The organism is Streptomyces sp. 12E (assembly GCF_055633275.1).
The window spans coordinates 399,129-422,577 of record NZ_JBVNCJ010000001.1; the positions used below are offsets into that span (position 1 = coordinate 399,129).

Genomic DNA, 23,449 nt, shown 5'->3' on the forward strand with positions numbered 1-23,449 from the left:
GCTCCACCGGCCCGCACGGGCTCAGCCGAGTTCCACGATGAGGTCGCCGCCCTCCACCTGCTGAATGCGGTTGATGGCCAGCCGGGTGACGGTGCCGGACCTCGGGGCGGTGATCGCGGCCTCCATCTTCATCGCCTCGATGGTGGCCACCGTGGCGCCGGCCGCCACCTCGTCGCCCTCGGCGACCGCGAGGGTCACCACACCGGCGAAGGGGGCCGCGACATGGCCGGAGTCGGCCCGGTCGGCCTTCTCGGTGACCGGGACGTCGGAGGCCGCCGCCCGGTCGCGGACCTGGATCGGCCGCAGCTGGCCGTTCAGGGTGGACATCACGGTGCGCATGCCCCGCTCGTCGGCGTCGCCCACCGCCTGCAGTTCGATGAGCAGCCGTACACCGGGATCGAGGTCGACGCTGTACTCCGTGCCGGGGCGCAGCCCGTAGAAGAAGTTCTTGCTGTCCAGGACGCCGGTGTCGCCGAAGGACCGGCGGTGCGTCTCGAACTCCCGGGTGGGGCCGGGGAAGAGGAGACGGTTGAGGGTCGGCCGGCGGTCCTTCGCCAGGCCCTCGCGGTCGTCGGCGGTCAGTTCCCGGACCGGCTTGAGCTCGGCGCGGCCGCGCAGGGCCCTGCTGCGGAACGGCTCGGGCCAGCCGCCGGGCGGAGTGCCCAACTCGCCGCGCAGGAAGCCGATCACGGAGTCCGGGATGTCGAACCGGTCCGGCTCCTCCTCGAAGTCCTCCGGGGAGACGCCCGCGCCCACCAGGTGCAGTGCCAGGTCGCCCACCACCTTCGACGAGGGGGTGACCTTCACCAGGCGGCCGAGCATCCGGTCGGCGGCGGCGTACATCGCCTCGATGTCCTCGAAGCGGTCGCCCAGACCCAGCGCGATCGCCTGGGTGCGCAGGTTGGACAGCTGTCCGCCAGGGATCTCGTGGTGGTAGACGCGGCCGGTCGGCGAGGCCAGGCCGGCCTCGAAGGGCGCGTAGACCTTACGGACGCTCTCCCAGTAGGGTTCCAGGTCGCCGACGGCCGTCAGGTCCAGTCCGGTGGGGCGCTCGGAGTGGTCCGTCGCGGCGACGATCGCCGACAGGGAGGGCTGGGAGGTGGTGCCCGCCATCGAGGCCACGGCTCCGTCGACCGCGTCCGCGCCGGCCTGGATCGCGGCGAGGTAGGTGGCGAGCTGGCCGCCGGCGGTGTCGTGGGTGTGCAGGTGGACCGGCAGGTCGAACTCCCGGCGCAGCGCCGACACCAGCGTCGCCGCCGCGGGCGCCCGCAGCAGTCCGGCCATGTCCTTGACGGCCAGCACGTGCGCGCCCGCTTCCACGATCCGCTCGGCCAGCCGCAGGTAGTAGTCCAGGGTGTAGAGCCGTTCGGACGGATCGGACAGGTCGGCGGTGTAGCACAGGGCCACCTCGGCGACGGCCGTGCCGGTCTCCCGTACGGCGTCGATGGCGGGCCGCATCTGGGAGACGTCGTTCAGCGCGTCGAAGATGCGGAAGATGTCGATGCCGGTGGCCGCCGCCTCCTGGACGAAGGCGTCGGTCACCTCGGTCGGGTACGGGGTGTAGCCCACGGTGTTGCGGCCGCGCAGCAGCATCTGGAGGCAGATGTTGGGCACGGCCTCCCGCAGGGCGGCCAGGCGCTCCCACGGGTCCTCGGCGAGGAAGCGCAGGGCGACGTCGTACGTGGCGCCGCCCCAGCACTCCAAGGAGAGCAGCCCGGGCAGGGTGCGCGCCACCACGGGGGCGACGGCGAGCAGGTCCTTGGTGCGCACCCGGGTGGCGAGCAGCGACTGGTGGGCGTCGCGGAAGGTGGTGTCGGTGACGCCGATGGTCGGCGAGTCGCGCAGCCTGCGGGCGAAACCGTCGGGGCCGAGTTCGGCGAGCCGCTGCCGCGAGCCGGCCGGCGGTTCGCCGGCGGGCAGTGGCGGCAGCTTCGTCAGCGGGTCGATCAGCTGGGGCCGCTCGCCGTGCGGCTTGTTGACCGTGACGTCGGCGAGGTAGGTGAGCAGCTTGGTGCCGCGGTCGGCGGAGTGGCGGGCGGTGAGCAGTTCGGGACGCCGCTCGATGAACGACGTCGTGACGCGTCCGGCCTGGAAGTCCGGATCGTCCAGGACCGCCTGCAGGAAGGGGATGTTGGTGGCGACACCGCGGATGCGGAACTCGGCCACCGCTCGTCGGGCCCGGCCCACCGCGGCGCCGAAGTCCCGGCCCCGGCAGGTGAGTTTCACCAGCATCGAGTCGAAGTGGGCGCTGATCTCCGTACCGGCGTGGGTGGTTCCGCCGTCCAGGCGGATGCCGGAGCCGCCGGGCGAGCGGTAGGCGCTGATCCGTCCGGTGTCCGGGCGGAAGCCGTTGGCGGGGTCCTCGGTGGTGATGCGGCACTGCAGCGCGGCGCCCCGCAGGGTGACGGTCTCCTGCGAGAGACCGAGGTCGGCGAGCGTCTCGCCGGCCGCGATGCGCAGCTGCGCCTGCACCAGGTCGACGTCGGTGACCTCCTCGGTCACCGTGTGCTCGACCTGGATGCGCGGGTTCATCTCGATGAAGACGTGGTTGCCGTCCCGGTCGAGGAGGAACTCCACCGTGCCGGCGTTGCGGTAGCCGATCCGCCGGGCGAAGTTCACGGCGTCGGCGCAGATGCGGTCGCGCAGCTCCGGGTCGAGGTTCGGCGCGGGCGCGAGTTCGATCACCTTCTGGTGACGGCGCTGCACCGAGCAGTCCCGCTCGAACAGGTGGATGACGTCGCCCTGCCCGTCGGCGAGGATCTGCACCTCGATGTGGCGGGGTTCGACGACGGCCTTCTCCAGGAACACCGTGGGGTCGCCGAACGCGGAGGCGGCCTCCCGGGAGGCCGCCTCGACGGCCTCCCTCAGCTGGGCGGGCTCCTCGACGCGGCGCATGCCGCGCCCCCCGCCGCCGGCGACCGCCTTGACGAACACGGGGAAGCCGATGTCGTCGGCGGCGCGGACGAGTTCGTCGACGTCGGTGGAGGGTGCCGAGGAGCCGAGCACGGGTACACCGGCCTCGCGGGCGGCGGCCACGGCACGGGCCTTGTTCCCGGTCAGTTCCAGGATCCGGGCGCTGGGTCCGACGAAGGTGATGCCGGCCTCTTCGCAGGCGCTCGCCAGCTCGGGGTTCTCGGACAGGAATCCGTAGCCCGGGTAGACGGCGTCGGCGTCCGCTCGGCGGGCGGCGCGGACGATCTCCTCGACGGAGAGGTAGGCCCGCACGGGATGTCCCGGCCGGCCGATCTCGTACGCCTCGTCGGCCTTCAGCCGGTGCAGCGAGTTGCGGTCCTCGTGCGGGAAGACGGCGACGGTTCGGGCACCCAGTTCGTAGCCCGCGCGGAACGCCCGAATCGCGATCTCGCCACGGTTGGCGACCAGCACCTTGCGGAACATGCTCGATCCCTTCAGCCTGCCGGTGACGAAGACCATCGTGTCGGCGGCGGGCCCGGTACGCCATGTGAGCCGGGCCACTCACCTCCGGTCCGCCGGCGGTGTGAGGGACCGTAGGAGGACACGTTTCCCCTTGTGGCCCCCTGTGGCCCCGGCGACCCCTCTCAGGTCTCGGGGGAGCGCCGCTCCGTGATCTCGAGCAGTTCGTCCTCGCGTCGCGCGCGGGACGGTGCGGCCGCCCACCGCGGTGGCCTCCGGCGCGACGCGGAGGCCGGCGGGGAGGGTGACCGCTCGCCGCGGCCGGCGCCACGGCGGGGTTCCACGACGTCCACCCGTGCCGGAGCCGGCCGGCGGACGCCGGGCTGAACGCGTTGTCCGAAGCGCCGGCCGGCGACCGGGCGGGACCGCCGCCCCTCCCCTCACCCGGCCCTCGTCGCACCGCGTTCGACGGAGTGGGCCGTGGCCGGCCCGGTCGGCGGGGTCCGGGTCAGGCCTCACCGGTCTCGAAGCGGGAGATGCGGCCGTCGTCGTCGACGGTGAAGGACCACCGGGTGCGCATCTCGCCCCAGGCGTCGTTGGGGGAGCGGGCGAGGAGGCGGCGGCCGCCGCCGGACTCGTCGTCGACCTCCAGGTGCCCGTGGGAGGAGAAGATCTCCCGGTCGGTCCACTCGGTGAGGTCGCGCTCGGAACCGTCGTCCGCCATGGTGGCGCCGGGCGCCGGCAGAGCCAGGAAACCGTCCCGGTCGTGGTTGTTGACGGCCGTGACGAAGGCGCGGACGGCGGGGTCGCTGAGACGGGTGCTCCGGATCGTCATGCCTGCAGCGTCGTGCCGGCCGCCGGGTCCCGCCACCCGCGTCACCCGAACGGCGACCGGTGGCGCGCCGGGCCGGTGGCGGGGATGCGACGGTGGTCGGGCCAAGCCACTGCTCCGGGAGACGACGTGACCTGTTACGACCGACGTGATCTGGGCCTGCTGCTGCTCCGGCTGGGAACGGGCGGGGTGCTCGCGGCGCACGGCGCGCAGAAGCTGTTCGGCTGGTTCGGCGGTGGCGGCCTCGAGGGCACCGGCCAGTTCATGGAGTCCATCGGCTACGCGCCCGGCAGGGCGAGCGCCGCGGCGGCGGGCCTCGCCGAGGCCGGCGGGGGTGTGCTGCTCGCGCTCGGTCTCGCCACCCCGGCGGCGGGCGCCGCGGCGGCCGGCGCGATGGCCGGCGCGTCCGCCGTGCACACGCCCAACGGCTTCTTCAACCAGGAGGGCGGCTTCGAGTACGCCGCGTCCCTGGGCCTGACGGCCGCCGGACTCGCCGTCACGGGTCCCGGCCGGCTCTCCCTGGACCACGCCCTCGGCCACGCCGTCAACCGGAACTGGATGATCCCGGTGGCCTTCGCCGTGACCGCGGCGGCCACGACGATGACGGTGGGGGCGCGTGTCCGGCGGCTGCGGAAGGCCAAGGAGGCCGAGCGGGAGCCGTTGTCCGAGGAGTAGCCGGAGCCGACCCCGGCCACGCGGAACCCGGCGACGGCCGGGCCGGTCCCGCTCTTCGAGAGCTCCCGCGAGCGCGCCCACCAGGACGCGGCCGTCCGGGCCGGGGCCCTCACCGAGCGGCTCGCGGCCCGACCCGGCGGCGCCCGGCCGGGTCAGGCCCGGCGCCGGGCGTCCTCCAGGTAGTGCAGCACGGCCGCGACACGGCGGTCCGTGCGGTCGGTCGGCGCCAGGTCGAGCTTGGCGAAGATGCTGCGGATGTGCTTGTGCACGGCACCGTCGGTGACGACGAGCCGTTCGGCGATGGCCGTGTTGCCCAGCCCCTCGGCCATCAGCGCCAGCACGTCCCGTTCGCGCGGGCTGAGCCGCTGCAGCCGGGCGTCCGGCCGGGTACGGGTGAGCAGTTGGGCCACGACCTCGGGATCGATGGCGGTGCCGCCCCGCGCCACCCGGTGCAGCGCCTCGAGGAACTCCTCGACCCGGCCGACCCGTTCCTTGAGCAGGTAGCCGAGCCGGGCGCTGCCCTGGGCCAGCAGGTCGGTGGCGAAGGCCTGCTCGACGTAGGCGGACAGGACGAGGACGGCGAGCTCGGGCCGGCGCCGCCGGGCCTCCACGGCCGCGGTGATCCCCTCGTCGGTGTGGGTGGGCGGCATCCGGACGTCGACGATGGCGACGTCCGGCTCCTCCGCGTCCACGGCGTCCAGGAAGGCGTCGGGGTCCTCGGCCGTGGCCACCACGTCCAGGGACTCGGCGCGCAGCAGCAGCGCCAGCCCCTCGCGCAGCAGGGCGTCGTCCTCGGCGATCACGATCCGCATGGCAGGGTCACCTTCAGGGTGGTGGGGCCGCCGGGAGGGCTGGCCAGTTCCAGTGTTCCGTCGTGCGCCTCGGTGCGTCGGCGGATGCCGGTGAGCCCCGACCCGTTCCGCTCGTCCGCGCCGCCGCGGCCGTCGTCGCGGACCTCCACGTGCAGCCGGTCGTCCACGCGGCGCACGACGACACCGGCGTCGCGGGCGCCGCTGTGCTTGGCGATGTTGCTGAGGGCCTCGGCGACCACGAAGTACGCCGTCGCCTCCACGGACGCCGCGCACCGGCCGGGCACGTCGGTGTCGACGCGGCAGGGCACCGGGCAGTCGGCCGCCAGGGCGGTGAGGGCGTCGGGCAGGCTGCGGTCGGCCAGGACCGGCGGGAGGATGGAGCGGACGACCGCCCGCAGCTCGGCCAGCGCCTGCTCGGCGGCCTCCTGGGCACGCTCGAGGACGGCGTCGGCCTCCCCGGGGTTGCGGGTCAGGGCGCGGCGGGCCGCGCCGAGCAGCACGGTGACCGCGACGATCCGGTTCTGCGTGCCGTCGTGCAACGCGCGTTCGACACGGCGCAGTTCGGTGGCGTGGGCGTCGAGCGCGGCGGCCCTGGTGGCGGTGAGCTCGGCGACCCGCAGGACGAGGTCGGTCCCGGGGTCCGGGCCGAGCAGCCGCCGTCCGGGCCATGCCTGGAGGCGGGCGAGCGCGGGGGCGCAGAACACGATGACGGCGACGAACAGCACGCCGAACAGGGTGACGGACAGGGCGCCGGGCCAGTCCCGCACGGTCCACCAGCCCAGGGCCGCGGTGGCCTCGCTCTGGGGCAGGAGGCGCCAGTACAGCGGGAAGGTGATGTCGTGCGCCGCGTTCAGCGGCAGCGTCGCCCCGATCAGTCCGAGGAGCAGGCCGAAGAACGCGTGCGCGCAGACCCAGCGCACCTCGCGGCGTACGGAGCGGTCCGCGAGCGTCGCCCGCAGCCCGGCCGGCGGTTCGGCCGGACCGATGATCTCCGGGCCCCACCGGGACAGCCGGGCCCGCTCCCGGTCGGCGACGGCCCGCACCGCGTGCAGGGCGGACGGCAGCAGCCACAGCCCCGCACCGACCAGGCAGGCCGCCGCCGTCAGGGCCAGCCACAGCACCGCGAGCAGCGCCAGCAGGCCGGTGCCCATACCGCCGATGAGGTGTTCCAGGGCGTCCAGCGCGGCCCGGGCGCGGGCCGGCACGGCCCGTGAACGCCCCGGCCGGCCGCCTGCCGCCCCGTCCTGAGTCACCACCCTCCACACCTCCCGGGTGTGGAGGATAGGACACCCGGTCCCGGGCCCGCCCGGCCATCCGCCCAGTGGTACGGCGCCGGGTGCGCTCCGGGCCCGGGACCGGCGCGGCGTGCTCATTCGCGGATGCCGATGCCCTCGGCCGGAGGGGTGCGCAGGAGCCGGCCGACGGGAAGCACCGTGGCGACGAGCGCCAGGGTGACGGTGCCGCCGACGACGACGGCCCAGCCGGCGGCCGGCACGTGGGGCACGCGCTGCCCGGCCACGGCGTTGACGATCGTGGTGAGGGTGACGGCCGCGATCGCGCCGCCGATGACGAGCGCCACGCCCAGCAGACCGGCCTGTTCGGCGTGCACCATCCGCTTCACCTGACGGCGGGTGACGCCGACCAGGCGCAGCAGGGCGAGTTCCCGGGTCCGGGACAGGGCGGCCATGACGAGCGTGTTGGCGGCGGCCAGGAGCGCGTATCCGACCAGGACGGCGATGAGCAGCTTGTTCAGCCAGCCGCTGACGGCCAGGTCCCGGGCGATGTCGCCGGTGAGCCGGTCGGTGTCGACCACCGCGGCGGCCGGGTACCGGCCGGCCAGGGCGGTCAGGGCGGCTCCGGCGTCCGCGTCCGGCGCCGTGCGGATGAGCACCTGGTCGTCGAGTCCGGTGACGGTGTGTCCGGCGAGGGTCTTCGTGTGGAGGGTGACGTCGCCGAAGCCCCAGCCGCGTTCGTACAGCGCGACGACGCGCAGGGTGACGGGCGTCCCGTCGCCGAGCCACAGCTCGGCCTCGTCCCCGAGGTCCCAGCCGGCGGCGTCCGCCCGTGCGGTGGACACGGCCATGGTGTCCGCGCGCAGTGCGGCGAGGCTGCCCGACCGGACGTCGAGGTCCAGTGTCCGTTCCACGCCCTTCGGATCGATGCCCTGGGCGACCACGGCCTGTGCCTCGAGTTCTCCCGGTACGACGACCGAGGTGCGGCGCACCCCGGTCGCGGCGAGCACGCCGGGGACGCGACGGGCCTCGGCCGTGGCGGAGGCGGGCAGGCCGGCGGTGCCGGTCAGGACGTGCTGGGCGAGGACGCCGTCGCGGCTCTGGACGACGGTCTGCCGCTGGAGGTTGTCCTGCAGGAACCAGACGGTGCCGCCGAAGCCGACGGAGAGCACCAGCGCGGTGAGCACGGCGACCGTGCCGCGCGCGTTGGCCCGCAGGTTCGCGGCGGCGAGGTAGCCGCTGTCGCCCCACACCGTCCGCAGCACGGGCCCGAGGAACCGGGCCGCGGCCTGGTTGATCCAGGGCGCCAGCAGTGCGACCCCGAGGACGAACGTGCAGAGCATGCCCATCGCGGCGCCCAGCGCGGTCTGGCCGTCGGTGGCGCCGGTGAGGCCGGTCAGGGACAGCGCGACGGCGAGGCACACCAGGCCGCTCACCACGCGCGTCCTGCTGCCGGGGCCGCGCTCGACGGCCGCTTCCCCGAGCGCCTCGGTGGGCTTGATCCGGGTGACGCGCAGCGCGGCGATCCAGACGGCCAGGAGTGCCACGGCGGTGACGGCCGCGGTCACGGCCGCGGCGGACAGCAGCCCGCCCCGGACGGCGAAGCCCTCGGGCACGAACTCCCGGGACACCAGTTCGTCCCGGACGTACCGCGCGGCGAGCAGTCCGGCCGGGACGCCCACCACGGCGGCGCCCAGGCCGATCAGGCCCACCTCCGCGAGGAGCATCCGCCGTACCTGGCCCGGGGTGGCCGCGACGGCGCGCAGCAGGGCGAGGTCGCGGCGCCGGTGCCGTACCGACAGGCCCACGGTCCCGGCGACGACGAAGACGATGATCACCGCGGCGTACCCGCCGAACGCGCCGCCGGCCTGGAGGGTCAAGGCCCGTGCGGCCGCGGCCTCGGGCTGTGCGGCCAGTCCGCGCTCGTCACCGGTGTACGTCGTCGCGCCCGCGCCGTCCGCCGCCCGGCGCACTCCGGCGAGTACGGCGGAGCGGTCGGCGCCCGGTTCGGCGAGGACGCCGACGGCGTCGAAGCGGTCCGGGTGCGGGTCGAGGCGGGCCGCCCGCGCGTCGGTGAAGAACAGCGCCGCCCCTTCCCCGGACGCGCCGTCCGTCTCGACCACTCCGCTCACCCGGTACGGCCGGCTCTCTCCCCCGGCGATGACGTCCACGGTGCCGCCGGGGGCGAGCCCGCGGCCGTCGGCGAGCCGGGTGTCGACGGCGATCTCCCCGTCGGCGCGCGGGGGTTCGCCGGAGACCAGCCGGTACGGGGCGAGGGCGGCGCTCGCCCAGCCGTGTCCCGTGGTCGGCAGGTCCGGGGCCGCCGACGTGACGACCGGGACCGCGCGGTCGCCCACCGCGCGTGCCACACCGGGCACCGCGGCCAGCTCGTCGGCCAGCGCGGCGCGGACACCGCCGCGTTCGGGGAGCGTCACGGTGGTGTACTCGGTCTCGCCGAACACCGTGGGACCGGCCACCCGCAGCTCCCGGTCGGCGACGACGGCGGCCGTGGCGGCGTAGCGTTCCGGCTCGCCCTCGTGGCGCCATCCGGACTCCACGAGCAGGGCGCAGGTCATCAGGACGGCGACGCCGGCGGCGAGCGCGACGAACGTGGCGACGAAGCCGCCCTTGCGGAAGCGCACCATCCGTGCGGCCAGGTGGAGCACGGCTCAGCCCTCCCGGCTCGCGACGGGCTGCCGCCGGCCGAGCAGTGCCAGGTGTTCGGCGATCCGCTCGGCGCCGGGCTGCGCCATGTCCCGTACGATCCGCCCGTCGGCGAGGACCAGCACGCGGTCGGCCCAGGACGCTGCGACCGGGTCGTGGGTCACCATGACGACGGTCTGCCCGAACTGGTCGACCGCCGCACGCAGCAGGGCGAGGACGTCGGCGGCGGTCCGGGTGTCCAGGGCCCCGGTGGGCTCGTCGCAGAAGATCACCTCGGGGCGGGTGACGAGCGCCCGGGCGATGGCGACGCGCTGCTGCTGGCCGCCGGAGAGCTGCGCGGGCCGGTGCCGCAGCCGGTCGCCGAGTCCGACCCGTCCGATCACCTCGGCCGTCCAGGCCCGGTCCGGCCGGTGGCCCGAGAGCCGCGAGGGCAGCAGGATGTTCTGCTCCACGTCCAGCGCGCCCACCAGGTTGAACGCCTGGAAGACGAAACCGACCCGGCTGCGGCGCAGTTCGGTCAGCCGCTTCTCGGACATCGAGGACAGATCGGTGGCGCCGATCCGCACCGTCCCCGAGTCCGGCCGGTCCAGTCCGGCCGCGCAGTGCAGCAGGGTGCTCTTGCCCGATCCGGACGGTCCCATCACGGCGGTCGCCGTACCGCGCGTGAACACGGCGCTCACGTCGTCCAGCGCCACGACCGGCTGGTCACCGCCGTACGTCTTGTGCACATGGTCGAGGCCGACGGCGACGTCGGCCGGGGTGAGTGACATGGTGGGGCGCCTTCCGGGCGGAGCTCGTTGCGGGACCTCCACGACGGTAGGCGGCACGGAGGCCGCCGCCCATGCAGCCAGTGACCGAACGGTGGTGGTGCAGGCACTACCACCCGGCATGACGTCCGTGGCCGCGCCGTCCGCCCCGGCCCGGCGCGGTTCCGGCGGCGAGGCCGGACCCGGCCGCACCGTGACCGCCCTGTACGCCGTGCGCGCACGGTCCGGGCCGACGGGCACCCCGCCACGGCGACCGCGCGCCGGCTCGCCCCGACAGCCGTACTCCGCACGGGGAGACGGGCGACTCGGAGGCCGACGGCCTCGCCGGCTCCGTGCGGAGCGCGCGGCGCGGTCCGACGGTCACCGCGACCGCGGCCTGCTTCGCCGACGCCCCGCGCTCCCGCGACCACCGCCGCAGCACACTGCCGGGCGTCCCGTCCTCGGTGGACTCTCCGATCACGCGGGCGACTTGGCGGACCGGACGGAGGACGAGGACATCCGCGGGCCGGCCGGGGCGATCCGCACGGCGAACCGACCGGACCGACCCCGCCCATTGACTGATCCTTACGCATGGGTAAGTTTACTTCGAAGTAAGTAAGTACGGCAGCACCAGCACGAGAGCATCAGCCGCGACCGGGAGCCGTCATGGGCGTACGCAAGGATCTGAAACGGGCGAAACGACACGCGGGTCTGACGAGCAGGGCCGGGGTCGAGACCGTCAGGGACGAACACGGCGTCGTGCGCGAGGTCCGTACGGCGGCCCTGGCCCCGCGGCGGACCACCGGCAGTACGGCCGACATCCCGTTCGCCAACGCGGCCGAGGCCCCCGACGCGGTGGTGCTGCGGCGCGAGGAGCGCGGCGCCTGGCGCCCGGTGACGGCGGCGGCCTTCGCCGGCGAGGTCACCGCCGTGGCCAAGGGGCTGATCGCCGCCGGGCTGGAACCTGGCGACCGGGTCGCCGTGATGTCCCGCACGCGCTACGAGTGGACGGTCCTGGACTTCGCGGTCTGGTCGGCCGGCGGCCGGACCGTGCCGGTCTACCCCACCTCCTCGGCGGAGCAGGCGGGGTGGATCGTCCGTGACTCCGGCGCCCGGTACGTCGTCACGGAGACCGCGCGGAACACGGCCACCGTCGCCGCCGGGACCGCCGCCCACCCCGAACCCCCGCGCGTGTGGGAACTGGACGCGGGCGCCCTCGCCGAGCTCACCGCACTCGGCCGGGACGTCCCCGACGAGGAGGTCACCGGGCGCCGTACGGCCCTGACCCCCGACACCGTGGCGACCGTCTGCTACACCTCCGGCACCACCGGACGCCCCAAGGGCTGCGCCCTCACCCACGCCAACCTGTACGCCGAGGCCGCCAACACGGTCGAACTGCTGCACCCCGTCTTCAAGGAGGTCACCCACCAGGTCGCCTCGACCCTGCTCTTCCTCCCGCTCGCCCACATCCTCGGCCGCACCATCCAGATCGCCTGCCTGCTCGCCCGCATCGAGATCGGCCACTTCCCGAGCCTCAGGCCCGACGAACTCCGGCCCGCGCTCAAGGCGTTCCGCCCGACGTTCCTGGTCGGGGTCCCCTACCTGTTCGAAAAGATCCACGACACCGGCCGGGCCACCGCCGAGAGGATCGGCCGGGGCGCCTCCTTCGAACGCGCCCACCGCGTCGCCGTCCGCTTCGGCGAGGCCCACCTCGACAGGTTCCTGGGCCGCGGCAAGGGCCCCGGACCCGGCCTGTACGCCGCCTGGGCACTGTACGACCTGCTGGTCTACCGCCGGGTCCGCAAGGAGCTCGGCGGCCGGACGCGCTACGCCATCAGCGGCGGCTCCCCGCTGGAGCGCGACCTCAACCTCTTCTTCTACGCGGCCGGGATCATGGTCTACGAGGGTTACGGCCTGACCGAGACCACCGCCGCCGCCACCCTCGTCCCGCCGCTCGGCCCCCGCCCCGGCACGGTCGGGCTCCCGGTCCCCGGCACCGCGGTCCGCATCGCCGACGACGGCGAGGTGCGCGTCAGGGGCGGCATCGTCTTCGGCTCCTACTGGAACGACCCGGCCGCCACCGACGAGGTGCTCGACGACGGCTGGTTCGCCACCGGCGACCTCGGCTCCCTGGACGAGGACGGCTATCTGACCATCACCGGCCGCAAGAAGGACATCCTCGTCACCTCCGGCGGCAAGAACGTCTCCCCGGCCGTCCTGGAGGACCGGCTGCGCAGCCGCCCGCCCGTCGGCCAGTGCCTCGTCGTCGGCGACAACCGCCCCTTCGTGGCCGCGCTGATCACCCTCGATCCCGAGACGGTCGCCCACTGGCTGGCGGTGCGCGGGATGCCCGCCGACACCCCGATGTCCGAGGTCGTGCGCGACCCGCGGATGCGCGCCGACGTGCAGAAGGCCGTCGACTACGCCAACGAGGCCGTCTCCCGCGCGGAGTCCATCCGCGCCTTCACCCTGGTCGAGGGCGAGTTCACCGAGGAGAACGGACTGCTCACCCCCTCGCTGAAGGTGAAACGGCAGGCGGCGCAGGAGGCGTACGCAAACGAGATCACGGCGCTGTACTCCTGACCCCCGTGTCCCGCAGGGCGCGGAGATAGCGCCCGCGGACGTGGCGCTGGGCCAGCAGGAGGACGGGGAAGAGCGGGCGCCAGGGACCCGTCGGCGCCGCCCTGGTCAGGGAGCGCAGGGTCAGCAGGACCCGGCCCTCGTCGTCCCGGTGCACGACGAAGGCCTCTTCCCCGCTGACCGGGTGGCCCCGGCGGGTGCCGTAGGCGAAACCGCACCGGTCCCCGGTCTCCACCACGGCGACGACCTCGACCGGTTCCCGCACGACGCACCGGCCGAGGCCCGCCGTGACGGTGTACCGCCCGCGCTCGCGCGCGCCGACGCCGCCCCCGTCGGCCGGGGCGACGGCGAAGCCGCTGCGCCGCTTGACCTCCCACCGCAGCACCGCCTGCCCGGCGGCGTTCCAGACGTCCTCCCCCCGTCCGATCGTCACGGTCGCCTCGAACCGGCGGAAACCGGGCGGGGAGGCGGGCCAGACCGGGGCCTGCGGGGCGGTGGCGCCGCGGGGACCGTAGGTGAGACCGCCGTCCTCATCCACGCGCGTCCGCCCTCCGCCCCAGGAAGGCGGACAGGCCCGCCAGCAGCCGGTCGACGTCCTCGTCGCTGGTGTACGGGGCCAGCCCGACGCGGAGGCCGCCGGTGTCGCCGAGGCCGAGGCGGCGGGACGCCTCCAGCGCGTAGAAGTTCCCGGAGGGCGCGTGGACGCCGCGTTCGGCGAGGAAGCGGTAGGCGTCCTCGGTGCGGTGGCCGTCGAGGGTGAGCAGCAGGGTCGGGGTGCGCCGGGCCGCCCGGGAGTGGACGGTGACCTGTTCCAGCTCCGCCAGCCCTTTCTCCAGCCGGTCGCGCAGGACACCCTCGTGTTCCTCGATCCCCTCGAACGCCGCGGCGAGCCGTTCACGGCGGCTGCCGCCCGGCCCGGCGGCCAGCCCGGCCAGGAAGTCGACCGCCGCGCGGGTGCCCGCGAGGAACTCGTAGGGCAGCGTGCCGAGTTCGAAGCGTTCGGGCACCGCGTCCGTGGAGGGCAGCAGTTTGTCCGGGCGCAGTGTCTCCAGGAGATCGGGGCGGGCGGCCAGGACGCCGTGGTGGGGGCCGAGGAACTTGTACGGGGAGCAGACGAAGAAGTCCGCGCCGAGCGCCTCGACGTCGACCGGGGCGTGCGCGGCGTAGTGCACGCCGTCGACGTACAGCAGGGCGCCCGCCTCGTGCGTGATCCGTGCGATCTCGGCGATCGGGGGCATCGTGCCGATCAGGTTGGAGGCCGCGGTGACCGCGACCAGCCGGGTGCGCCCGGAGAGCCGGGCGCGGACGTCGTCGGCGGTCAGTTCGCCGGTGGCCGGGTCGAAGTCCGCCCATCGGACGGTGCAGCCGGTCCGCTCGGCCGCCTGCGCCCAGGGGCGGATGTTGGCGTCGTGGTCCAGCCGGGTGACGACCACCTCGTCGCCCGGCGACCAGGTCGCGGCGAGGGTCCGGGAGAAGTCGTAGGTGAGCTGGGTGGCGCTGCGGCCGAAGACGATGCCCGCCGGGTCGGCGCCCAGCAGATCGGCCATGGCGCGCCGGGCCCCGACGACGACGGCCTCGGCGTTGCGCTCGCCGGGCAGGCCGTTGCCGCGGATCGAGAGCGGCCCGGAGAGCGCGGCGGTGACCGCCTCGATGACGGGCAGCGGCGTCTGGGTGCCGCCGGGGCCGTCGAAGTGCGCGGTGCCGGCGGCCAGCGCGGGAATCCGGGCGCGCAGTGCGGCGAGGTCGTACGTCATGGGATGCCTCCTGTCGATGCGGTGTGCGGGCGTGCCGGTCAGGCGGACGGAACGTCGGCCCGCGGTGCGGGCGGCGGGTCGGAGAGCTGCTCGCGCAGGTAGTTCCAGACGACCGCGATCAGCGCGGCCACCGGTACGGCGAGCAGGCTGCCGACGATGCCGGAGAGGGCGCCGCCGAGCGTCACCGCCAGCAGGACGACCGCCGCGTGCAGTCCGAGGCCGCGGCTCTGGATCATGGGCTGGAACACGTTGCCCTCGAGCTGCTGCACCACGATGATGACGGCCAGCACGAGCAGCGCGTCCGTCAGGCCGTTGGACACCAGCGCGATCAGCACCGCGACGAAGCCGGCGAACAGGGCGCCCACGATGGGCACGAACGCGGACACGAAGGTCAGCACCGCCAGCGGCAGCACCAGGGGGACGTCCAGGAGCCACAGCCCCAGTCCGATGAACACGGCGTCGAGCAGGCCGACGAGCGCCTGCGACCGTACGAAGGAGCCGAGGACGTCCCAGCACCGCGCGGCCACGGCCGGGACGTCGGTGGCCAGCCGGCCGGGGAGCTGCCGGCCGAGCCACGGCAGGAAGCGCGGGCCGTCCTTGAGGAAGAAGAACATCAGGAAGAGCGCCAGCACGGCCGTGACCACACCGTTGAAGACCGTGCTCACCCCGGTGACGGCGGTGGTGGCGATGGCGCCGGCGCTGTCCTGGATGCGTGCGGTCGCGGTGTCGAAGGCCCCGGCGATCTGGGCGTCGTCGATGTTCAGCGGCGGTCCGGCGGCCCATTCGCGCAGCCTCTGGACACCCTCGACGACACCGTCGGCCAGCTCGCCGGACTCCGACGCCACGGGCACCGCGATCAGCGCCACGGTGCCCGCGGCCACCAGCAGGAACAACACGGTCACCAGGGACGCGGCGAGCGCGGGGGCCAGCCCGCGCCGGCGCAGGAAACGGGTCGGGGGCCAGGTGAGCGTGGTGAGGAGGAGACCGATTATCAGCGGCCAGACCACCGACCACATCCGGCCCAGCACCCACAGCATCACCGCCGCCGCCACCAGGACCAGCAGCAGTTCACCGGAGACACGCGCCGACGTGCGCAGCGCGGCGCGGGTTCTTCCCGCGTTCAACGTGGCAGACATGGGGGCACCCTATGGGGCCCGCCGGTCACGGTGATCACCCGGGATCCGTCCGGGAGGACGTCCGGCGGGGTGCCGCCGTGTCGGCCGGGAACGTCCGGGGCCGGTGGGGCAGACTGAGGTCATGGGCGACCCCAAGGTCCACGGGACACCGTCGCGTCGGTTCCCTCCCGCGCCCAGGAGCGTGGCGGAGGCCCGGCGGTTCGTGCGGGCCGCCCTCGCCGGTGCCGCGCCGGACCTGGTGGACACGGCCCAACTGCTGGTCAGTGAGCTGGTGACCAACGTCGTCCTGCACGCCCGCACCGAGGCGGAGGTGGCGGCCCGCGTCGAGAACGGCACGGTCCGGGTGCGGGTCGGCGACCGCCGGCCGGACCGCGGGCTCGTGCCGCACGGGTGCCCGCCCTACGCCGGCACGGGACAGGGTCTGCAGCTGGTCACCGGGCTGTCGTCCCGGCGGGGCGTCGAGACCGGTGACGGGGGCAAGACGGTGTGGTTCGAGCTGCGGCCCGAGGGACCGCCCCGTTGCCCGGACGACTGGGAGCCCGCCACGGCCTCCCCCGGCCCGGGAGCGGCGGTGACACTGCTCGACGTGCCGGCGGCGCTCTACGCGGCGGCTCAGCAGCACCGGCACACCCTGTTGCGCGAGGTGGCCCTGGCCGTCGGCGCCGGCCACGACCTGGGTGTCCCCCCGAAGGACCTCGCCGTCGCGCTGGACACGAGTCAGCTGATCACCGGGGCCGTGGCGGCGGCGCTGCGGCGGGAGCCCTCCGGACAGGCGATCCACTCGCTGTCCGTGTCCGTGCCCCCGGACGCCGAGCCGTCGGTGCAGACCCTGCGCGCGGTGCTGGACCTGGCCGAGGAGGGTGCCCGGGAGGGGCGTCTGCTGACGCTTCCGGCGCTGCCGCGGCAGCGTCTCTTCCACCAGTGGCTGTTCGACCAGATCGTCGGGCAGCTGGCCAGGGCCCACCCCACGGCGTGGACGGTGGTGCCCGGGGAACCGGGCACCGGTCCCTCGGACCTGGTGACGTGGGACGCCTGCCAGGTGCAGGCGAGCAGCACCCCGACGATCGCCGCCGACGAGCGGAACCGGATCATCGCGGCGAGCGGGTCGGCGGCGGACCTGCTCGGCTGGCACCCGGACGACCTCGTCGGGCGGCCGCTCACCACCCTCGTCCCGGAACACCTCCGCAGACGGCACGTCGCGGCGTTCACGTCCCTGCTGCTCAGCGGGCAGCCCCGGATCCTGGGGCGCTCGGTGCCGCTGCCCGCGCTGCACCGCGACGGCCGGCTGATCCCCGTACGGCTGTTCATCCAGCCGCAGGAGACGGCCGACGGCCGCACCGTGTTCGTCGCCCAGCTCGTCCCGCGGGCGGCGGTTCCCGGTTCCGCCGCGCACCCGCCCGGCCGCACCCGGTCCGTGGCACGGCGGGAACCGGAGCGGACGTCCGCGGCGGCCACCGGGGCCCCCGGCCGGGACGCGGACCGGTCCGCGCTGGAGCGGCTGTCGCTGCTGGCCGACACGGCGGCCGCGCTGAGCAACGCGCCGTACCTGGCCGAGGGCCTGGAACGGGTGGGCCGGATCCTCACCCACCGGCTGGCGGACTGGTGCGCGGTCGACCTGTTCACGGAGAACGACCAGGTGGAGCGGGTGTCCATCACCCACCGCCCCTTCCGTGGCCCTTCGCCCGCGGAGTACGAGGGCCGGCTTCCGCCGGTGTCCGACGCCGCCCGCGGCCCCCTGGCCCGTGCGCTGCGCGGGGCGGGCCCGCTGCTGCTCACCGGGCCGCCGTCGTCCGACCAGGTGGCGAGCCCTCTGGACGCCCACTACCTGGGGCTGTTCCGGACCATGGGCGCGGACAGCGCGGTCGTCGCCCCGCTGCGGGCCCGCCGGCAGATCATCGGCGCCCTCACGGTGGCCCGCCGCGGACGGAACACGCCGTTCACGGAGGAGGACCTGCCGCTGGTCCACGACCTGGTGCGCAGTCTCGCCCTGGGGGTGGACAACCTCCGTCTCCACCAGGAGACGCGCACCATCGCCGAACGTCTCCAGCGGTCGCTGCTGCCCAGGCTGCCGGAGGTCGCGCACCTGCGGTTGGCCGCCCGGTACGCGGCCTCCTCGGCCACCGCGCAGGTCGGCGGCGACTGGTACGACTGCTTCGTCCTGCCCGGCGGGGACACGGCGCTGGTCATCGGCGACGTCACCGGGCACAACCTGGACGCGGCCATCGCCATGAGCCAGCTGCGCAGCATGCTGCGGGGCATCGCCGTGGACCGCCAGGAGCCGCCCGAGACCGTCCTGCGCCACCTGGACCTGGCGAACCACAGCCTGTACCGCGAGTCCACCGCCACCTGTGTCTACGCTCTGGTCAAGGGCGGCGGGAGCGGCCCCTGGGAACTGGTGCACTCCTCCGCCGGGCATCCGCCGCCGCTGCTCGTCGACGCGGACGGCCGCACCCGGTACCTGGAGGACGGTTCGGGGCTGCTGCTCGGGGTGGACCCCCGGACGGTCCGTCCGCGGGCCCGGGACGCGATTCCGGCGCACTCGACGGTTCTGCTGTACACCGACGGGCTGATCGAGCGCCGGGGAGAACACCTGGACGACGCCATGGAGCGGCTGCGCCGGCACGCCGGCGCGCTGGCCCGGGAACCCCTCGACGTGTTCTGCGACGAGCTGCTGATCGGGCTGGGCGCCGACAGCGACGACGACATCGCCGTCCTGGCCGTGCGGCCCGTACCGCTGCGCTGACCGTCGTCCTCGGCGTCCGGCGGCGGCGCGCCCGGCCCGCGCCGCCACCGGCCCGGTCAGCTGAAGGGGTCGAGGGTGAGGGAGGCCTCGCTCGGGTTGCCGTCGTGGACGAGCGGCTCGTGGTGGCCCACGTCGTCGAAGGCGAAGGCGTACGCCTTGCCGTCGGCCATCTGCGCGTGGACGGCACGGGCGTAGTGGTTGGTGACGGGGTCCTGGTGGAAGCCGCCGGAGCCCGAGTCGGGCTGGCTGGGGTCGGTCAGGAGCGTGGAGCGGTTGAATCCGGCGCACAGGGTGCGGGAGATCGGGCCGCGCACCCGGTCGTTGGGGGCGTCGAGCCTCCTGTGACAGCCGAAGACGGAGGAGGCGTCCGGCTTCTGGAAGCCGGTGACGACGGCCCCCGCGCTGTCGGTGAAGCGCATGACGTCACCCGAGACCCGGCCGTAGTACCTGACGCCCGGCTGGTCGGCGAAGGGGTGACGGTCAGGGTGGAGCCGGCGTACTTCCGCCAGGCCCGGTTGACGTAGTCGTCCATGACCGACGCCGGCAGGGCGCCCGTCTCCAGTCCGTACAGGGGGACAGGGCGCGCAGCACGGTGCCGTCGGAGCGGGTCCGGATCAGGCCGGCCCAGCCTCCGGACTGTCCCCTGAGCGTGTCGAGGACCGCGTGGTAGCCGCCGGGCCTGAGCTTTCCGGTGCTCGCCGTGCTGCCGTCGGCGCGCCGCGCCCCCACCGAGCAGGGCGCGGAGAACATGTCCACCTGGGTGCTGTTGAGCCACAGGCCCGAGTCGTTGAGCGTGTACTCCGACCAGTTGAAGAGGATGTCGCGGTTGGGGTCCGCCGGGTTCTGCACGGCGGGCTGCACCAGACCGCCGGTGGTCAGCCTGAACACGGGTTTCCGGCCGTAGGGGAAGTAGACGCGGCCGGAGAACTCGGGGACGCGGATGGTCGTGGACCGTCCTGCCGCCGGGCCCGTGATCGAGGCGTCGGGGGCGGGGGTGGGCGGGTTGTCGCCCGTGGGCCAGGGGTGGAACGTGCCGTCTGCGTCGGCCCAGCCCTGTCTGCCGGTCGACAGCTGGGTGCCGAGGTTGTGGACGTACACCTGCTCGCCGCGGCCCGAGTTGTTGGTGATCTTCAGGGGGACGGTGTCCGGGACCGCGGCGTGGGCGGGGGACGGCACTCCGGTGGCGAGCAGTGAGCCGCCGAGCACCGTGGCGATGCTCAACCCCACGGCCATGGCCCGGCGTTTGAGTGTGCGCAGCGTGCCCCCTCTCCGTTCGAGTGTGGGGGGAAACTTTCTGAGAGCGCTCTCAGCAGCGTCTCGCCCTGGTATGGACCTGTCAACGGATGGAGAGCGCGCGGTTCCGGATTCACCCACCGCGACGGCCGGTCAGTCGCCGTCCCCCTGCACCACGCCTCGCGTCGAGAAGGTGACGGGGGCGCCCGCGGCGAAGTCCCCCGGCGGGATGCCCGGATGATGCCCTTCCGGCGGACTCGGGCGCACGGCCGCCGGGCCCAGCCTGAGCCGGGAGACGATGCGGTAGCGGTCGCCCCGGTAGAGGGAGCGGACGTACTCGACGGGGCGGTCGCCGGTGTCGGTGGTGAGGCGCTCGAACAGCAGGGCCGGCGACAGCTCGGGCACCTCGAGCAGGTCCGCCTCCGCGCGGGTCACCACGGTGGGCTCGATGGACTGCACCGCCTCACCGACCCGCACTCCGTGCCGGTCGCGGAAGTGCTCGTACAGATCGCCCTGTTCGAGCTCCTCGCCGGTCAGGTCCGGCACGAGGTCCGCCGGGATGTGCAGGTGCTCGATGGCCATGGGCGCGCCGTCGACCAGCCGGAGGCGGGCGACGTAGCGGATCCGCGCCGCGGGCGAGACGCGCAGTCTGCGGCCCACCCGGGCGCCGGCCGGCAGGGTGCGGAGTTCCAGGAGCCGGCTGGTCCACACACCCCCGGCCCGGGGCACGGCGAAGGAGCTCCGCTCCGCCACCAGTTCCTGGGTGATCTTCTCGGCGGCGACGAACATGCCGCGGCCGTGCTCGCGCACCAGCAGCCCCGCGACCACGAGTTCGTCCACGGCGGCGCGCAGCGTGGGCCGGGACACGCCGAGCCGGGCGCACAGACTGCGTTCCGAGGGGATGGCGTCGCCGGGGCGCCGTGCCTCGATCAGCTCCAGGATCGCGTCGCGGACCCGTTCACGCTTGAGCACGGCGCCCGAGGCGGCACGGTCGATCTCCATACGGGGCTCCCGTTCGTCGCCGGGCGGCGCGGCGGGCCGTGCGGCCGCCGGATCACTGGTACGGCCTCGACCATAACTGGTACGGCCCGCAAGGGAGTCCGTCGCGGAATGCCAAAGCGCTTTCCCACGCGGAGGGTTGACGTCCACATCGGTCCATGCCACCTTCTCTCGACATCAACTGGTAAGGCCCTGGTGGCAACTGGTCAACCCGACGACGGGCCGGGCCGCCACCGTGAGCTCCCCGGCTCACCGCACAGACGATCCGCCGTGCGCCACCCCCACTGTGAAAGGACACGGATGAGTACTCGTCCCGCCGGCCGCCGCACCCGCGCGGCACTCGCGCTGACCGCCCTGCTCGGCAGCGCCGCCCTGGCCGGTCTCCCCTCCACCACCGCCGCCGCCGCGGACGGCGCCGTCACCGTGCAGTACCGCACCAGTGCGGGCGGCGCCACCGCCGACCAGAGCGAGCCCTGGTTCAAGATCCGCAACACCGGTTCCTCGACCGTGCGGCTGAGCCAGGTGAAGATCCGCTACTACTTCAAGGCCGACTCCCCGAACGCCTCGTACCGCTTCGCCTGTTCCTGGGCGGTCAAGGGTTGTTCCGCCGTCACCGGCACGTTCGGGACACTCGCCCGCCCCACCGCGACGGCCGACCGCTACCTGGAGATCGGGTTCGCCGCGTCCGCCGGATCGCTGGCTCCCGGCGCCGACACCGGGGACATGCAGCTGCGCTTCCACCGGGCCGACTGGCAGGCGCTGCGGCAGAGCGACGACTACTCCTTCGACGGCGCGCAGACCTCGTACGCCGACTGGAACAAGGTCACCGCCCAGCTCGCCGGCGCCACGGTGTGGGGCGCGGCCCCCGAGGGCGACGATCCGACCGACCCCACGGACCCGACCGACCCGCCGGGCGACGGCCAGACCCTGTTCGACGACTTCGACTACACCTCGCACACCGACCCGGCGATCTCCGCGCACGGCTGGAGCGTGCGGTCCGGCTCCGGCGGCCCCGGCGTGCCCGGCGCGGCCTGGGACCCGTCCAAGGTCACGTTCAGCGCCTCGGGCGGCAACTCGGTGATGAACCTGGAGACCTCCACCGCGGGCACCGGCGCCTCCACCCGGCACACCGAAGTCCTCACCAGGAGCATGAAGTTCAGGAACGGCACCTACGCCGCCCGCGTGCGGTTCTCCGACACCCCGAAGTACGGCCCCGACGGCGACCGCGTCGTCCAGACCTTCTTCACCATCAACGACCTCAAGGCCCCGATGGCCGACGACTACGCCGAGTACGACTTCGAGTACCTGCCCAACGGCGGCTGGGGCGAGCCGTCCAACATCCTCTACACGACCTCCTGGGAGACCTACGACCCGGATCCCTGGCAGGCCGTGAACCAGCACAGCGAGAGCCGGCGCAGCTTCGCCGGCTGGCACGACCTGGTGGTGACCATCGACGACAGCGCCATCACCTACTACGTCGACGGCCGGCACTTCGGCACGCACGACGCGGCGTACCTGCCGGAGCGTCCGATGTCGATCAACTTCAACCAGTGGCTGATCGACCTCGAGGGCCAGACGTCGGCCACCCCCCGCGCCTACGACCAGCAGGTCGACTACGTGCTGCACGTCAAGGACCAGGTGCTCACCCCCGCCCAGGCGACCGCGAGGGTCGACGCCTACCGGGCCGCCGGCACGTCCTTCGTGGACGAGGTTCCCGCTCCGTGACGTCCTGACCGCGGCCGCCGTCCGCGGCCTTCTCCAAGAGCTCCCGCTCCACCCGGGTGGAGCGGGATTCCCCCTTGCCTGTGGCGGGCGTCCGGCGCAGGCTGGTCACATGGGCGCGGGCCCGACGCTCATCACCTCCGTGCAGCGGGCCTTCCGGCTGCTGGAGGCGGCGAGCGCCCATCGGAACGGCGCACCGGCGAAACAGCTGGCGCGTGAGACGGGGCTGCCCCTGGCCACGGCCTACCACCTGCTGCGCACCCTGGTGCACGACGGGTACCTGCGCAAGCTGGACGACGGCGGATTCGTCCTGGGCGACCGGTTCCAGACCCTGCACACGGCGGGCCACGGCCAGACGCTGCTCAGCCGGGTCCGGCCGGCGCTCGCCGCCCTGCGGGACGAGCTGTCCACCGCCGCCTACCTCACCTTCTACGAGGACGGCGAGATCCGCGTCGCCGAGATCGTCGACGGCCCTCGCACCCCGCGGGCCGAGCTGTGGGTGGGGTTCGAGGACGCCGGGCACGCCACCGCGCTGGGCAAGTCGGTGCTCCGGGAGCTCGGCGACGAGGCCCGCAAGGAGTACCTCTCCCGGCATCCGCTGAACGACCTCACCCCGCGGACGATCACCACGGCCGGGGAACTGGTCCGCCGACTGGAGAGCAGCACCCTGGCCCCGGCCGTCACCGACCTGGAGGAGTACTCCCTGGGCACCGTCTGCATCGCGGTGCCGGTCTACAGCGGGGACACCCTGGGCTCGCTCGGCGTCTCCATGCCGAAGGACCGGCTGCACCGGCTCGACGAGGTCCGTGAGCGCCTCCTGCCGGCCGCCGGGCGGGTCACCCGGGGGCTGTCGTTCACTATCTGAAAAGCACACTCTTGTGACGTACGCAACGATCACCTTTCCTGATTAAGTCAGACATTACGGATGCGCGCACGCCGCGCAAAGGTG

The 23,449-nt window shown here is 74.1% G+C and carries 15 protein-coding genes and 1 pseudogene; 5 read left to right on the forward strand and 11 right to left on the reverse strand.

What is annotated here, in order from left to right:
• Nucleotides 1-21: 21 nt before the first annotated feature.
• Both ACZ8ZB_RS01850 and ACZ8ZB_RS01855 read right to left on the reverse strand, forming a co-directional pair.
• A complete protein-coding gene (locus ACZ8ZB_RS01850) occupies nt 22-3,396 on the reverse strand; it encodes a pyruvate carboxylase (protein ID WP_470741399.1) in 3,375 nt (1,124 codons plus the stop codon).
• A gap of 484 nt (nt 3,397-3,880) precedes the next feature.
• The gene (locus tag ACZ8ZB_RS01855; RefSeq protein WP_470735958.1) at nt 3,881-4,207 is read right to left on the reverse strand and encodes a nuclear transport factor 2 family protein; all 327 of its coding nucleotides are present in this window, start codon (nt 4,205-4,207) and stop codon (nt 3,881-3,883) included.
• Nucleotides 4,208-4,333: 126 nt separating this feature from the next.
• Here ACZ8ZB_RS01855 and ACZ8ZB_RS01860 point away from each other — a divergent pair, with 126 nt between their 5' ends.
• On the forward strand, nt 4,334-4,879 hold the full coding sequence (locus tag ACZ8ZB_RS01860; protein ID WP_470735959.1) for a DoxX family protein: 546 nt from the start codon (nt 4,334-4,336) through the stop codon (nt 4,877-4,879).
• Nucleotides 4,880-5,031: 152 nt separating this feature from the next.
• Here the strand turns inward: ACZ8ZB_RS01860 and ACZ8ZB_RS01865 are convergent, their stop codons facing one another.
• The 4 genes from ACZ8ZB_RS01865 to ACZ8ZB_RS01880 all read right to left on the reverse strand — a co-directional run bounded on the left by ACZ8ZB_RS01865 (nt 5,032) and on the right by ACZ8ZB_RS01880 (nt 10,357).
• Nucleotides 5,032-5,691, reverse strand: a complete 660-nt coding sequence (locus ACZ8ZB_RS01865) for a response regulator (RefSeq protein WP_470735960.1) — start codon at nt 5,689-5,691, stop codon at nt 5,032-5,034.
• Nucleotides 5,679-6,947 (reverse strand): sensor histidine kinase, encoded by a 1,269-nt coding sequence (locus ACZ8ZB_RS01870; RefSeq protein WP_470735961.1) that lies wholly within the window; start codon nt 6,945-6,947, stop codon nt 5,679-5,681. Before ACZ8ZB_RS01870 ends, ACZ8ZB_RS01865 begins: the two co-directional genes overlap by 13 nt.
• 113 nt (nt 6,948-7,060) lie before the next feature.
• Entirely contained in the window at nt 7,061-9,589 is a 2,529-nt protein-coding gene (locus ACZ8ZB_RS01875; protein ID WP_470735962.1) for an FtsX-like permease family protein, read from the reverse strand.
• A gap of 3 nt (nt 9,590-9,592) precedes the next feature.
• The gene (locus ACZ8ZB_RS01880; RefSeq protein ID WP_470735963.1) at nt 9,593-10,357 is read right to left on the reverse strand and encodes an ABC transporter ATP-binding protein; all 765 of its coding nucleotides are present in this window, start codon (nt 10,355-10,357) and stop codon (nt 9,593-9,595) included.
• A gap of 642 nt (nt 10,358-10,999) precedes the next feature.
• Between ACZ8ZB_RS01880 and ACZ8ZB_RS01885 the strand changes: the two genes are divergently transcribed.
• On the forward strand, nt 11,000-12,916 hold the full coding sequence (locus ACZ8ZB_RS01885) for an AMP-dependent synthetase/ligase (RefSeq protein WP_470735964.1): 1,917 nt from the start codon (nt 11,000-11,002) through the stop codon (nt 12,914-12,916).
• Here the strand turns inward: ACZ8ZB_RS01885 and ACZ8ZB_RS01890 are convergent.
• From ACZ8ZB_RS01890 to ACZ8ZB_RS01900, 3 genes are read right to left on the reverse strand one after another with little or no spacing between them, the layout of a single operon-like run.
• The gene (locus ACZ8ZB_RS01890) at nt 12,897-13,451 is read right to left on the reverse strand and encodes a DUF1990 family protein (RefSeq protein ID WP_470735965.1); all 555 of its coding nucleotides are present in this window, start codon (nt 13,449-13,451) and stop codon (nt 12,897-12,899) included. The genes ACZ8ZB_RS01885 and ACZ8ZB_RS01890 overlap by 20 nt on opposite strands.
• Nucleotides 13,444-14,667, reverse strand: a complete 1,224-nt coding sequence (locus tag ACZ8ZB_RS01895; RefSeq protein WP_470735966.1) for a cysteine desulfurase-like protein — start codon at nt 14,665-14,667, stop codon at nt 13,444-13,446. The genes ACZ8ZB_RS01890 and ACZ8ZB_RS01895 overlap by 8 nt, the downstream gene beginning before the upstream one ends.
• 38 nt (nt 14,668-14,705) lie before the next feature.
• Nucleotides 14,706-15,803, reverse strand: coding sequence for an AI-2E family transporter (locus ACZ8ZB_RS01900; RefSeq protein ID WP_470735967.1), 1,098 nt, complete (start codon nt 15,801-15,803; stop codon nt 14,706-14,708).
• A gap of 121 nt (nt 15,804-15,924) precedes the next feature.
• Here ACZ8ZB_RS01900 and ACZ8ZB_RS01905 point away from each other — a divergent pair, with 121 nt between their 5' ends.
• Entirely contained in the window at nt 15,925-18,546 is a 2,622-nt protein-coding gene (locus tag ACZ8ZB_RS01905) for a SpoIIE family protein phosphatase (RefSeq protein ID WP_470735968.1), read from the forward strand.
• Between the two features lie 56 nt (nt 18,547-18,602).
• On the opposite strand, the pseudogene ACZ8ZB_RS01910 reads toward ACZ8ZB_RS01905, so the two are convergent.
• Nucleotides 18,603-19,779 (reverse strand): annotated as a pseudogene (locus ACZ8ZB_RS01910) (glycoside hydrolase family 64 protein).
• A gap of 153 nt (nt 19,780-19,932) precedes the next feature.
• On the reverse strand, nt 19,933-20,781 hold the full coding sequence (locus ACZ8ZB_RS01915; protein WP_470735969.1) for a GntR family transcriptional regulator: 849 nt from the start codon (nt 20,779-20,781) through the stop codon (nt 19,933-19,935).
• A 297-nt stretch (nt 20,782-21,078) separates the two neighbouring features.
• Between ACZ8ZB_RS01915 and ACZ8ZB_RS01920 the strand changes: the two genes are divergently transcribed.
• Both ACZ8ZB_RS01920 and ACZ8ZB_RS01925 read left to right on the forward strand, forming a co-directional pair.
• Nucleotides 21,079-22,503, forward strand: coding sequence for a cellulose binding domain-containing protein (locus ACZ8ZB_RS01920; RefSeq protein WP_470735970.1), 1,425 nt, complete (start codon nt 21,079-21,081; stop codon nt 22,501-22,503).
• A gap of 109 nt (nt 22,504-22,612) precedes the next feature.
• Entirely contained in the window at nt 22,613-23,365 is a 753-nt protein-coding gene (locus ACZ8ZB_RS01925; RefSeq protein ID WP_470735971.1) for an IclR family transcriptional regulator, read from the forward strand.
• Nucleotides 23,366-23,449 lie beyond the last annotated feature (84 nt).

Excerpts from the sequence above, each read along its gene's own strand:
- ACZ8ZB_RS01855 (WP_470735958.1), bottom strand. The coding sequence starts at position 4,207 with ATGACGATCCGGAGCACCCGTCTCAGCGACCCCGCCGTCCGCGCCTTC.
- ACZ8ZB_RS01865 (WP_470735960.1), bottom strand. The coding sequence starts at position 5,691 with ATGCGGATCGTGATCGCCGAGGACGACGCCCTGCTGCGCGAGGGGCTG.
- ACZ8ZB_RS01905 (WP_470735968.1), top strand. The coding sequence starts at position 15,925 with ATGGGCGACCCCAAGGTCCACGGGACACCGTCGCGTCGGTTCCCTCCC.
- ACZ8ZB_RS01885 (WP_470735964.1), top strand. The coding sequence starts at position 11,000 with ATGGGCGTACGCAAGGATCTGAAACGGGCGAAACGACACGCGGGTCTG.
- ACZ8ZB_RS01880 (WP_470735963.1), bottom strand. The coding sequence starts at position 10,357 with ATGTCACTCACCCCGGCCGACGTCGCCGTCGGCCTCGACCATGTGCAC.
- ACZ8ZB_RS01925 (WP_470735971.1), top strand. The coding sequence starts at position 22,613 with ATGGGCGCGGGCCCGACGCTCATCACCTCCGTGCAGCGGGCCTTCCGG.
- ACZ8ZB_RS01900 (WP_470735967.1), bottom strand. The coding sequence starts at position 15,803 with ATGTCTGCCACGTTGAACGCGGGAAGAACCCGCGCCGCGCTGCGCACG.
- ACZ8ZB_RS01915 (WP_470735969.1), bottom strand. The coding sequence starts at position 20,781 with ATGGAGATCGACCGTGCCGCCTCGGGCGCCGTGCTCAAGCGTGAACGG.
- ACZ8ZB_RS01895 (WP_470735966.1), bottom strand. The coding sequence starts at position 14,667 with ATGACGTACGACCTCGCCGCACTGCGCGCCCGGATTCCCGCGCTGGCC.
- ACZ8ZB_RS01920 (WP_470735970.1), top strand. The coding sequence starts at position 21,079 with ATGAGTACTCGTCCCGCCGGCCGCCGCACCCGCGCGGCACTCGCGCTG.
- ACZ8ZB_RS01850 (WP_470741399.1), bottom strand. The coding sequence starts at position 3,396 with ATGTTCCGCAAGGTGCTGGTCGCCAACCGTGGCGAGATCGCGATTCGG.